The sequence below is a fragment of the Paraburkholderia mimosarum LMG 23256 = NBRC 106338 genome, from assembly GCF_000739815.1.
Taxonomy (GTDB): domain Bacteria; phylum Pseudomonadota; class Gammaproteobacteria; order Burkholderiales; family Burkholderiaceae; genus Paraburkholderia; species Paraburkholderia mimosarum.
In genome coordinates this window covers 1-11379 of sequence record NZ_BBJJ01000122.1, presented here as the reverse complement: position 1 = coordinate 11379, position 11379 = coordinate 1, and the positions used below count along the sequence as shown (strand labels likewise).

Genomic DNA, 11379 nt, shown 5'->3' with positions numbered 1-11379 from the left:
CTAGTCCATTGAACCAGAAGAATTGCACCGGATTCGCCGCGATGGATCGGAGTACTTCCATTTCAATGGAAGCGCCTGCTTGTTGTACTGACGTATATAACGCATGAGCTTTTTGTCGAGATCTTTGGTGCTGGTGAATACGCCACGCGCAATGACGTCGCGCTGGATGCGGGCAAACCAGTTCTCGACCTGATTCAGCCATGATGAATACGTGGGGGTGTAATGTATCGAGACCTTCGGATGGTCAGCCAGAAATGTTTGAACGGCCTCGGTCTTGTGGCTGCTCACGTTGTCGCAGATCACGTGAATCTCCTTCCCGCGCGGCTGGGCCGATACCACTTCGGTGAGGAACGCAACAAACTGGGCGCTGGTGTGGCGTGGCGCGGTTTTGCCCAGCACCTCACCTGTGGCAACGTTCAATGCGGCGAACAGGCTCAGGGTACCGTTGCGCTTGTATTCAAAGCCATGGCTCTCGGCGCGCCCGGGCGAGAGCGGCAACATCCGGTCCTTGCGATCCAGCGCCTGGATGGCTGTCTTCTCGTCCACGCAGAACACCACCGCATGCAATGGCGGATTGAGGTACAGCCCGATCACATCGGCCGCCTTGGTCTCAAAGTCAGGATCGTTGGACACCATGTGCGTATCGAGACGATGTGGCCGAATGTCGTGCTTGCGCCAGATACGTTGCACGGTCATGAAAGCCATACCCAGCTGTGCCGCCAGTTTGCGGCTGCTCCAGTGCGTCGAGCCGTCGGCCGGTTTGCGTCGCAGCGTGTAGTCGAGCACTCTCGCTTCAAGGCCCGCCAGGTCAGGTCGCGGCGCGCGGCCTGGATGTCTGCCGTAAAGGCCAGCCAGGCGCTCACTGGTGAAACGCGTTTGCCACGTTGTGATGAATCGCGAATCGCAGCGCAATTCGGCCATGATCGCCGCACGCGAGGCCCCTTCGTCAAGCAGCAGGATCAACCGCGCACGCCTTACCTGGCCAACGGCCATCGTGCGGCTGCGCTGCATCGACATCAGCTCTTCGCGCTCGGTTTCACTCAGATTCATTTTGCCCATGCACTATTAGATCAGTGCAATTTCATTGGTTCAATGGACTAGATTCGGCAAATGACGACGTTGCGATGATGGAAGCAACAATGCCTGTAAGTGCTTTTGTTTTCATTAGAGTCTCCAAACGTTGGAATGGTACAACTACTTATGAGCTACACTATTGCTGCAGAGAATTAAATCTGCGATGCCATCCAGGATGGCGTGTGAAAGATAAAGAAAACTATGGACAACCGGTCTTTGCAGTGTCGCACTGACCTTGCGAATCTATCAGTCGACACCGTATGGCATCTTCATCAGCATGGAAGGACCGCAGGTACTTGAAAAGGTGTTCCCGGATCAGTAGTTGTATTCTTATTCAAAGAAACCGCATCAAATTAATTGCTGATTAACTCCTTGCAATCCGCGGTTTTTCTATCGTGGGCTATTTCAAGCTGCCGGAGAGAAATTTGATGAGTCGTTCGCTGGACGGCTTGCTCATTACCTCCGAGGGAAGACCTTCTTCTTCTGTACGTCCTTGATGAAGAAACATTACGTGATTCGAGACGTTCCGTGCGAAGCCCATTTCATGCGTAACCACGACCATCGTGCGACCTTCTTCGGCGAGCTTTTGCATAACCTTAAGAACTTCACCGACGAGCTCGGGGTCGAGCGCCGATGTCGGCTCATCAAAGAGCATCACATCAGGGCTCATTGCCAACGCCCGCGCGATCGCGACGCGCTGCTGTTGGCCGCCGGAAAGATGCGATGGATACTGCTTCTCCACTCGTGGTGCGAGTCCGACTTTATCAAGATATTCGCGTGCGCGTTCTTTTGCCTCGTGACGTGGGAGTCCGAGCACATGTACCGGTGATTCCATAACGTTCTCAAGGACGGTCATGTGCGACCAAAGGTTGAAATGCTGGAGCACCATCGCGAGCTTTGTTCGAGCACGTTGCAGCTGTTTCGGGTCTTCTGCATCCAGATAGCCGTATCTATCAGCCTTTGTCTTTATGACATCGCCATCGAGCAAAATGCACCCGGAGTTCGGCCGCTCGAGAAAATTAATGCAACGAAGAAATGTACTCTTCCCCGAGCCACTTGCACCGATTATGCTGATGACATCACCCTTCCTTGCCTTCAGGGACACCCCTTTTAGCACCTCGTTATCGCCGAAGCGTTTATGGATGTCGCGGACCTCGAGTTTGCTTGCTTCTGCTGCTGTAGTGTGCCTCAGCATTCTGATCCTTCCGTTACATTAAAATCACTGGCGTTTCATACCAATACTGCGATCCTGTACACAGCTAGAGCGCGCGCGGTGCAAGGTAACGGAGCCAGTGGTGTTCCGCACGCCGGAACACAGCGACCAGCGCGAAGGAGATGGTAAGATAAAGCAGTGCGGCGATGCCAAATGCCTGAAACGACTGGTAGGTTGCAGAGTTGGCGTTACGGGCGACTTTCAGAATATCGGGTACGGTCGCCGTGAAAGCAACCGAGGTCGCGTGCAGCATAAGGATCACCTCGTTGCTGTAAAGGGGCAGGGATCTCCGCAGCGCGGAGGGGATGATGATCCGTCTGTACAGGTTGAATCCGCTCATTCCGTATGCACGGGCCGCCTCAACTTCGCCGTGAGACATCGAGCGCATTGCGCCGGCAAATATCTCCGTCGTATAAGCGCAGGTATTGAGCGAAAAGGCCAGGATCGCACAGTTGAATCCGCTTCGGAACAACGCATCACTAATCTCACGCGATCGAATAAATCCGAAGCTATAGATTCCGGTGTAGATCAGAAGCAGCTGCACATAAAGAGGCGTTCCCCTGAAGACGTAGGTGTAGAGGCGCACTGGCGTGCTTATGCAACGATTAGGGCAGACACGAGCCACTGCGAGGGGCAGCGCCAACATGAAGCCTATTGCAAGAGATGCCACCAGCAGCCAGAGCGTGACGGCGAGGCCGGAAAAACGCTGCCCATCCCAATACAGGAATGCGCGCCAGAACTGGGCAAGGATGTCGATCATGAGATTACAGTTCCGCGTGCCGAACGCCGGTTGAAAATTGCTTTTCGAGCCCGAACAGTACGAGATTCGAAATGGTGGTCATCGCGAGATAGACGAGTGCGGCACACATGACAAAGAAGAACATTTTGTATGTGCTCCTGCCCGCATCCTGGGCGGCCTTTACGATGTCTGCCAGACCAATGATTGAGACCAACGCGGTCGCTTTGACAAGAACTTGCCAGTTGTTGCCAATGCCAGGAAGCGCGAAACGCATCATTTGAGGAAACAAAATTCGCCGGAAAATGAGCACCCCATTCATTCCGTAGGCTGCACCAGCTTCCAGTTGCCCGCGCGGGACTGCTAGGAAAGCGCCGCGAAAAGTCTCCGTGAAATAGGCTCCATAGATGAAGCCAAGTGTCAGTATCCCGGCCGAGAATGGATCAATATCAAATTGTTCCAGACCGAACGCGTCCGTAAGATCGTTAACACCCATCTGGATGCTGTAAAAGATGAGCAGCATCAGGACGAGGTCGGGCACCGATCTGATTAACGTGGTATAGGCCGTACCGATTGTGCGAAAACACCGGTTCTCCGATAGTTTTGCCAACGCGCCCAGAAGGCCGAGGACGACTGCGGCCGCAAGGGACAACACCGACAACTCCATCGTTCGCAGGGTCCCTGCCAGAAGCTGCGGACCATATCCGAATAGACCCACACCCGTCTCCCGTGTTAGCTATAACTAAATTCATGTTGGGTTGAAGCCGCGCCCCATCTGCGATCCGTGAAGACTCACCGAGCAGGAACATTTGATTCGCCCAGTGCCGCTCACCGTGTGGCGTGGGAGCAGTCGGCAGGGACGGATCCTCTTCCTGTCTGCATCGGTTAGCTCTCGCCGCCGAATGCACATGTCAGTGGACGGCGTTGTTAACTCTAGCGTGGCCGCGGTCTCGGAAGTGCCGGCCGGACAGCTGCAGGTAAGTCAACCGCCATAGATGTCGAAGCCGAAGTATTTCTTTGAGATACGGTCGTAGGTGCCATCTCTCCGGATGCGGTCGATTGCTCCGTTGACTGCGTCGAGCAGTGCCTTGTCGCCTTTTCTGATACCAATGCTGACGCCCGGGCCGAATATGCTTTCGTCTTTGATGGCGGGTCCTCGGGCGAATCCGTAATCACGCCCCTGTGGTGTCTTCAGGAATCCAGCCTCGGCCTGCGGTGCAAAAGCCAACGCAGCATCAATGCGCCCCATCACCAGGTCGTTCCAAACCTGGTCCTGGGTCTGGTAAGGGACCACGGCGACGCCGCTATTGCCCCAATACTTGCGGGCATAGGCTTCCTGAGTAGTGCCTTGCTGTACGTCGACGCGCTTTCCCTTGAGCGACTCTGCGGTTGGCGTAAGCGCGGAACCACTTTTGACAACAAGCGCTTCAACCGGTGCGTACAGTTTTTTGCTGAAATCGATAGTCCTGGAGCGCTGTTCACTCCTGGTCATCGACGAATTGATTGCATCAAATTTGCGTGCCTCAAGGGCCGGGATCATTCCGTCGAACGAATTCTCGATCCACACGCATTTAGCATTGAGCTTCGCGCAGATGGCGTTGCCCAGTTGTCTATGTCGAAACCGACAAGTTCCCCACTCACGGCTTTTGCCTCGAATGGCGGGTATGAAGTGTCCACACCGAACCGTATTGTTTTAATAGTGTCAGCGGATACCGCAAGAGGAAGACAGCCGACGGTCAACGTCCCAAGAATTACCCAAACCTTCATTGATATGTCCTTGTTCCGAGCAGGGGCTGCCATATCGAGATCGCTGGTTGAACCACGTGATTTCCAGAGTGTCTGCGCGGACCTCGCTCAACGCCCGATGCGAATCATGAGTCTGAACCGGTAGCGCCGTCCAATTCTGAAACGAAGGGAGACTATGCGAAATTGAGATAGTGGGAGGCAAACGACATGCGTGCCGCCCGTACAGAGTGCAGGACCGGACTACCCAAGGGGGTGTCAGGGACGGTTTTCGTTTCTGCGCAAGCGACGATCGGGCTGTTTTTTGCCAGTCGACAAAGAAAAGAAGATGAGCGCGCCGGTGTCCCTCCGGGCCGGCGTCTGGTCGCGGATGTGGATGAGCTGTCCGGCGCCAATTACTTCTGCCAGCGGCGGTTGTAGTTGACGCCAGACAGACGAGCGTTCTCGACGTTGGCGGAAGATAGTGTGCGGCAGACAGCCTCCAGCCTGCGTTCTTCTTACTGCCAGCTTGTTATTTCCCGTTCAAACTGGTCGCGCAACAACGCGGCAAATTCTTCCGCCAGTTGTGAGACTGCTCCGTGCGGAGGATAGAGAAGGAAGCTGCGATAATTGATCGGCGGTGAAAAGGGCAGGACCTTGATTCCCTGGCCTACATAATCGGTAGCCACCAGGGGATGGGCTAATGTAACACCGAGTCCAAGCTTCACCATCTCACAACACGTGGCGCTGTATTGCGCTTCGAGCGTAAGCATGCGTTCGACCCCCTCCTGCTCGAAGATGCGGTCGGTTTCTTCCCTGGATCCGTCACCGTGCACGAGCGAGATGTATTGCTCGCCGCGAAAATCGGTAGCTCTGATCCTGGTCTTTCCTGCCAGGCGATGGCTCTTCGGCAAAAGACAAACGACCTCTGCATCAGGCAGCGCAACCGCCTGACAGGTTGCGGCGGCAGATACGAAGGCGACGATTCCGACGTCGCAGAACTGGGACGAAACCCATTGCTCTACCGTGTTTGACGTGTTGGTATGGATCGATACGGTGACATCAGGCCGGGACTGCCTGAAGCGCTGCACGACTCTTGGGAGGAAGCTCATGCCGATGCCGGGAATCGACGCAATGCGCAGGCGGCCGCTTCCGAGGTTGCGAATGCTGTCAGCGGCGTAGGCGAGGCTTTTCAGCCCCACGAAGACTTGCTCAACCTCGCGGAAAAGAGCCTTTGCTTCCGGTTTCGGACTGAGACGGCCACCGCGGCGCTCAAAGAGCACAAGCCTCGTATCGGCCTCCAGTTGCAAAATAAGTCTGCTCACATTGGACTGGGAGGTATGGAGTACTTCCGCAGCCCCCGTTGTGGAACCGGCTTGCATCACTGCGCGGAAGGCCTCGATTTGACTGAGTTTCATCTGGGTATCTCTTTTAAGCATAGCTTCGCATCGTTTTGATATTTGACCGCATAAGTCTAGGCGTGCAACATCCGTGTTACTACGCATGTGGCTTGCCGGGGACGAGGCGAAGGCGCTTCATGCGAAAGCCGGTCGCTATCTTTTCCCTACCCGTCATGGTGCAAACAGGAGGGTAGAATCGCGGCCCGGAATCACTGTTTGCGCAAGGACGCAGTATGAAGACACACGATTTCGCAGGCCTATACGATGCGATAGTCGTAGGCGGTGGCCTAGTTGGGTCTGCTGTCGCCTATGGGATCGCCCGCGAAGGCGCGCAAGTGCTCCTTATTGACGAGGGGAATGACGGTTTTGGCGCGTCGGTCGGCAACTTCGGCCTCGTCTGGGTTCAGGGCAAGGGAGTCGGCCAGCCCGCCTACACGACATGGACTCGTGAATCCGCTGCGCTCTGGCCATCATTCGCCGATGCCTTGCGCGATGAAACCGGCGTGGATACGCAGTTGCTGCAGCCAGGAGGTTTTGATTTGTGTTTTTCGGATGAGGAACTCGATGAGCGTGGAAAGCAACTCCTGCAGTTAGCAGACGACGCCGGTGGCAACTACCCATTCGAGGTTCTCGGCAATGCGGACCTGAAGGCCCGGATACCGGAGATTGGTGGGGCCATTGCTGGCGCCACGTATACGCCGATGGACGGGCACGTGAACCCGTTAAAGTTGCTGCTCGGCTTAAGAAGGGGCATGGCCAACCGCGGAGCGCACGTCATTAGCTCCGAGAGGGTGATGCGAATCGATTCCCAACCAGGCGGATTTGTGGTGCATGGACAAAAGGGGCGCTGGTGCTCTGCACGGATAGTGCTCGCTGCGGGCTTAGGAAACAAGGACCTCGCCCCCATGGTCGGGCTGCAAGCCCCAGTCGTGCCAATACGTGGGCAGGTCCTCATAAGCGAGCGCGTCGGGACGTTTCTTCGGTTCCCGACAGTGACAGTGCGGCAGACCATGGAAGGCACCGTTCAGTTGGGCGACTCACTTGAAAACGTCGGCTTCGACAACAGCGTCACGACCGATGTGCTCTCTGAAATAGCAGCGCGCGCGGTGAAAGCCTTTCCACTGCTTCATGATGTTCGGCTAGTGCGAGCATGGGGCGCGCTCCGTGTTATGACGCCCGATGGTTTCCCGATTTACGAGGAGTCCACGATCTGTCCTGGGGCCTTCAATATCAGTTGCCACAGTGGCGTAACGCTTGCCGCAGCGCACGCGCAGCGGCTTGCGGGTTGGATCACCGGCGAGCAGCGAGTGCCAGGTCTCCAGGCGTTTGCTGCGGATCGCTTCCGAAAATCATATGAGTCTTTTCCCCATGTCGACTGAACCGCTCTTCGAGCAACTGCTGGTTGTGAAAGGTCCGAAGGTGCGCATCATCTTCAACCATGTACCGTATGAGGTCCCAGACGGAATGAACCTGGCAGCCGCCCTCCTTGCTGCAGGTGTGCGTCGTTTCCGCGGAACGCCTGTGAGCGGAGCCCCGCGTGCACCCTATTGCATGATGGGCGTCTGCTTCGAGTGTCTCGTAGAGATTGACGGTACGCCAAACTGCCAAAGTTGTCTCGAAAGCGCGCGGGACGGCATGGTCATCCGGTCCCAGGAAGGCGTGAGAGATGTGTTAACCGAATGCAGCAGTGAGTGCAACACGACTGGTCGAAAGGGGCAGCGACAATGATTCCGGAAGCAGTTGATGTTGTAGTTATCGGTGCAGGCCCAGCAGGCATGACCGCCGCGACTACCGCCGCGCAGGCAGGACTTAAGGTTGTGCTCCTCGACGAACAGGCGACAGTGGGCGGCCAGATCTATCGCTCCATTACCCGCGCGGACAAAGAACGTGTTGACTTGCTGGGTCCCGACTACGCTTCTGGAGCCACTATCGCTGTCGCCTTGTCCGAAAGCAATGTGCGCCATGAAACCAGCGCTCAAGTATGGTTCGTCAGCAGAGGGCGTGAAGTACATTACGCCCAGCATGGCCGGAGTAAGTCGCTGGTGGCGCGTCACATCGTACTCGCGACGGGTGCGATGGAAAGGCCGTTTCCGATTGCCGGTTGGACAACCCCCGGCGCGATGACGGCTGGTGCCGCGCAGATCTTGCTGAAGGAATCATTCACGGTGCCGAGCCAGCCTGTGGTGCTCGCAGGTTGTGGACCACTGCTTTATCTGCTTGCCTGGCAGTATTTGCGCGCAGGCGTGCCCATCCGGGCGTTCGTTGAGACAACGAATCTTGCAGACAAATTCTGGGCGGCGAAACATTGGACGAGCGCCTTGTTGGGCTGGCCCGAGCTGAAGAAAGGCATCGGTTTGCTGCGAGTGCTCCGAAAGGCACGTGTGCCAGTCTACCGCGGAGCAAGGGAGCTGCGTATCGAAGGAGAACCCGTTGCCAAAGCGCTGAGCTTCATTGCAGGCAAAAAAAAACGCCAACGCATCGAAGCGGGACTCATACTTCTGCATCAGGGGGTTGTACCGAATACGCAAATCACGTGGTCGCTTCAGGCATCGCATCATTGGGATAAGAACCAGCTCTGCTGGGTGCCAGACCGTAACGATGTATTCGAGCTGGATGTACCCGACGTCTTCGTTGCAGGCGATGGAGGCGGCATCGCTGGAGCGAAGGCCGCAGCGGTGCAAGGAAGAATTTGTGGTTTGGAGATTAGCAGGCGTCGCGGAAAGATCGACCGGCGCGAGTTTGACAGGACGATCGATATAGTACGCTCGGAGCTTGCCGGCCACCTTCATGTCCGGGCGTTTCTCGATGCGCTGTATCGACCTGGTGAAGCAACACGTATTCCGGCCGATGATGTGCTGGTCTGTCGATGCGAAGAGGTCACTGCGGCCGCAATCCGGCAGTCGGTTGCGCTTGGATGCGTTGGTCCGAACCAGGCGAAGGCGTTTAATCGATGTGGTATGGGGCCGTGTCAAGGCCGTCTATGCGGTCTTACCGTTTCAGAGATCATAGCGCGAGAGCGTCAAGTCACGCCTGATGTCGTCGGCTACTACAGGATCAGGCCGCCAATCAAACCCATTACACTAGGCCAATTGGCGTCAATTGGCGACCATGTAAATTGACCGGCGAAGTTGCAACACGAGGCAACGGTCAGCTAAGTTCGCCAGAGGAACCCATGACGGCACATCGGATCGAGCAAATCGTGTTGCGCGCAATCAAGCCTTTCACGGCGAGAGAGCCTGATTTTCAAGGAGAAAAATTTATGATTATTCGTCAAGGAAATACTGGAAGGCTCAGCCGAGTTTTAGTGGCGAATGGCTTTGCTTTTCTATCCGGCGTGACCGCCCGGGATACGACACGTGGCGTCAGGGAGCAAACAGAAGACATCCTTGCGCAGGTCGATAGTTATCTGAAGGCGGCCGGAGCGGACAAGTCCCGCATAGCGGTCGCAAATATCTGGTTGAGGGACATTGATACCTTCGACGAGATGAACAATGCATGGGATGCATGGGTCGACAAGGAGTGTCCTCCCGCGCGAGCCACAGTCGAATCGCACCTTGCGGGCGAAGACATCCTGGTCGAGATTCAAGTTCAGGCGGCTGTTTGATGGACTCGGGCGCGCGCGGAGCGGGACGTGAGTAGCGACAGTACGTCGGGATTGCGTCATGATTGGGGTCTCGAAAAGTTTGCATAGTCGTAGCCCGACATAGTCCCTGTTTCGAGGCCGCGCCGTTACCACGTTTATACGACATTAGCGGGTTGCGGTTGCGTCGCTGGACTATCTCAAATTCGCATAGGCAGCTCAGCAATCCGCATTCCGAACCGTTTCAGCGAAGAGTACGATGGGCTTGTTTCGTTGGATAGTCTGGACATCTAAATAGGTGAGGGAAAATTGACGCAATCAAGATAAGGTGCGTTCTGCTGAGTCAAGGGTTTTGCCAAAAAAGCTGCGTGTTTTAAGTTCATCGTTAAGTAAATCAAAATATTGTATGTATTCAGGAGCGGAGATGAGACATCTGGTTGCTTCCACCATGCTGTGCGTACTGGCGTCTTCTGTCTGGGCGGCAGATACTCTGCGTTTTGGCGTAGAGGCGGACTACCCACCGTTTGAATATAAGCTGCCCAGCGGCGAGCTAGCGGGTTTCGATATTGATGTCGGCAATGCAATTTGCGCCAAACTGCAAGTAAAGTGCAAATGGGTCGAGAATTCGTTTGACGGACTAATTCCCGCTCTCGAGGCGCGAAAATTTGACGCCATCAATTCTGCCATGTGGGCCACCGAACAACGCGAAAAGGCAATCGACTTCACATCAGTAATTTACGCGTCTCCGATTCGCTTGGTTGCACGATCTGACAGTCACATCCTGCCAAACGCTGAATCACTCAGAGGTAAACGCGTTGGTGTTCAACAAGGTGGAACCCAACAATATTATGCGGAACAGAAGTGGGCTCCGGCTGGCGCTGTCGTTGTCACATATTCGAGCCAAACCCAGGTGTTCGCGGACCTTGCCGCTGGTCGAATTGATGCTGCTCTGCAGTCTCAGCAAAGTGCCGAAGACAGTTTTCTCAAAAAACCCGAAGGCAAAAATTTTACGTTCGTTGGAGAACCGCTGACCGATGAGAAAATATTTGGACGCGGCGTTGCATTTGGAGTCCGCAAGCAGGATCCGGAGCTCAAGGCACGTCTGAACGAGGCGATTGCTTCGTTGAAGAAAGATGGAACACTCAACAGGCTAGCAAAGAAATATTTTCAGTATCAGATCGTGGCACCCTGAAACCGCCGTAACATTCGAGGCTGCGGATTCGTGATGCGTGGCACCGAATCCGCTACGTAAAGCTATGCGATGGCGCGCGAGAATTTGCGCAAAACGGCTCACATTGAAAAGCAGCTGAAACATTTCGCGAAGAGAAAGCGGTCGGGCGAGAAATCGAAATCACAATGCACGCAACGAGGGTGGATCTTTGAAGTGGAAGCACCCATGAAGTCTCCAGTGGTACATGACAGCTCGACCACCACCGGTTTGGGCTGGTACTGTCTACCCAACATTCCGCAGAGCCATGATCCAGGCGGCAGACGAATAAGCACTTCTTTTGGTTGATGTATCTACCCCTGCACGCGTTGGGTTGCGCTTCCAGGTGGTGACGATCTCGATCTTTACTGTGGTGCGTGAGATCTTCACCAATTTCTTTCTTTTACATTTTCTGGTAATTGCGATGCTGAATGGATCGGATGTTGG

The 11379-nt window shown here is 55.3% G+C and carries 11 protein-coding genes and 1 pseudogene; 5 read left to right on the top strand and 7 right to left on the bottom strand.

Translation table 11 applies throughout. From position 1 onward, the window contains the following. The 6 genes and pseudogenes from BMI01S_RS34515 to BMI01S_RS34490 all read right to left on the bottom strand — a co-directional run bounded on the left by BMI01S_RS34515 (position 1) and on the right by BMI01S_RS34490 (position 6163). The gene (locus BMI01S_RS34515; protein ID WP_028214918.1) at positions 1–1059 is read right to left on the bottom strand and encodes an IS630 family transposase; all 1059 of its coding nucleotides are present in this window, start codon (positions 1057–1059) and stop codon (positions 1–3) included. Positions 1060–1474: 415 nt separating this feature from the next. Further along, positions 1475–2269: an ABC transporter ATP-binding protein gene (locus BMI01S_RS34510; RefSeq protein ID WP_028232781.1), complete on the bottom strand. Its 795-nt coding sequence runs from the start codon at positions 2267–2269 to the stop codon at positions 1475–1477. Positions 2270–2333: 64 nt separating this feature from the next. Then, positions 2334–3047 (bottom strand): ABC transporter permease, encoded by a 714-nt coding sequence (locus BMI01S_RS34505; RefSeq protein WP_028232782.1) that lies wholly within the window; start codon positions 3045–3047, stop codon positions 2334–2336. Positions 3048–3051: 4 nt separating this feature from the next. Beyond that, positions 3052–3741 carry an ABC transporter permease gene (locus BMI01S_RS34500; RefSeq protein WP_028232783.1) on the bottom strand — a complete coding sequence of 230 codons (690 nt, stop codon included), beginning with the start codon at positions 3739–3741 and terminating at the stop codon, positions 3052–3054. A gap of 264 nt (positions 3742–4005) precedes the next feature. Further along, a pseudogene (locus BMI01S_RS34495) lies at positions 4006–4790 on the bottom strand (ABC transporter substrate-binding protein). A gap of 473 nt (positions 4791–5263) precedes the next feature. Beyond that, the gene (locus tag BMI01S_RS34490) at positions 5264–6163 is read right to left on the bottom strand and encodes a LysR substrate-binding domain-containing protein (RefSeq protein ID WP_028232784.1); all 900 of its coding nucleotides are present in this window, start codon (positions 6161–6163) and stop codon (positions 5264–5266) included. A gap of 215 nt (positions 6164–6378) precedes the next feature. Between BMI01S_RS34490 and BMI01S_RS34485 the strand changes: the two genes are divergently transcribed. From BMI01S_RS34485 to BMI01S_RS34470, 5 genes are all read left to right on the top strand, one after another. Continuing rightward, positions 6379–7524, top strand: a complete 1146-nt coding sequence (locus BMI01S_RS34485; RefSeq protein WP_028232785.1) for an NAD(P)/FAD-dependent oxidoreductase — start codon at positions 6379–6381, stop codon at positions 7522–7524. Next, complete coding sequence (locus BMI01S_RS39930; RefSeq protein ID WP_407669105.1) at positions 7514–7873, top strand: (2Fe-2S)-binding protein; 360 nt, start codon at positions 7514–7516, stop codon at positions 7871–7873. Before BMI01S_RS34485 ends, BMI01S_RS39930 begins: the two co-directional genes overlap by 11 nt. Then, complete coding sequence (locus tag BMI01S_RS34480; RefSeq protein WP_028232786.1) at positions 7870–9264, top strand: FAD/NAD(P)-dependent oxidoreductase; 1395 nt, start codon at positions 7870–7872, stop codon at positions 9262–9264. The genes BMI01S_RS39930 and BMI01S_RS34480 overlap by 4 nt, the downstream gene beginning before the upstream one ends. Positions 9265–9317: 53 nt before the next feature. Then, entirely contained in the window at positions 9318–9749 is a 432-nt protein-coding gene (locus BMI01S_RS34475) for a RidA family protein (RefSeq protein WP_244145478.1), read from the top strand. A gap of 400 nt (positions 9750–10149) precedes the next feature. Further along, a complete protein-coding gene (locus tag BMI01S_RS34470) occupies positions 10150–10917 on the top strand; it encodes an ABC transporter substrate-binding protein (RefSeq protein WP_028232788.1) in 768 nt (255 codons plus the stop codon). A gap of 261 nt (positions 10918–11178) precedes the next feature. On the opposite strand, the gene BMI01S_RS42685 is transcribed toward BMI01S_RS34470, so the two are convergent. Beyond that, positions 11179–11379 (bottom strand): hypothetical protein (locus BMI01S_RS42685; protein ID WP_218002765.1); only part of this gene is annotated, 201 nt, incomplete at its 5' end.

What these genes read in the sequence shown, in the direction of transcription:
- BMI01S_RS34515 (WP_028214918.1), bottom strand. Translation starts at nt 1,059, where the DNA reads ATGGGCAAAATGAATCTGAGTGAAACCGAGCGCGAAGAGCTGATGTCG.
- BMI01S_RS34510 (WP_028232781.1), bottom strand. Translation starts at nt 2,269, where the DNA reads ATGCTGAGGCACACTACAGCAGCAGAAGCAAGCAAACTCGAGGTCCGC.
- BMI01S_RS34505 (WP_028232782.1), bottom strand. Translation starts at nt 3,047, where the DNA reads ATGATCGACATCCTTGCCCAGTTCTGGCGCGCATTCCTGTATTGGGAT.
- BMI01S_RS34490 (WP_028232784.1), bottom strand. Translation starts at nt 6,163, where the DNA reads ATGAAACTCAGTCAAATCGAGGCCTTCCGCGCAGTGATGCAAGCCGGT.
- BMI01S_RS34485 (WP_028232785.1), top strand. Translation starts at nt 6,379, where the DNA reads ATGAAGACACACGATTTCGCAGGCCTATACGATGCGATAGTCGTAGGC.
- BMI01S_RS39930 (WP_407669105.1), top strand. Translation starts at nt 7,514, where the DNA reads ATGTCGACTGAACCGCTCTTCGAGCAACTGCTGGTTGTGAAAGGTCCG.
- BMI01S_RS34480 (WP_028232786.1), top strand. Translation starts at nt 7,870, where the DNA reads ATGATTCCGGAAGCAGTTGATGTTGTAGTTATCGGTGCAGGCCCAGCA.
- BMI01S_RS34475 (WP_244145478.1), top strand. Translation starts at nt 9,318, where the DNA reads ATGACGGCACATCGGATCGAGCAAATCGTGTTGCGCGCAATCAAGCCT.
- BMI01S_RS34470 (WP_028232788.1), top strand. Translation starts at nt 10,150, where the DNA reads ATGAGACATCTGGTTGCTTCCACCATGCTGTGCGTACTGGCGTCTTCT.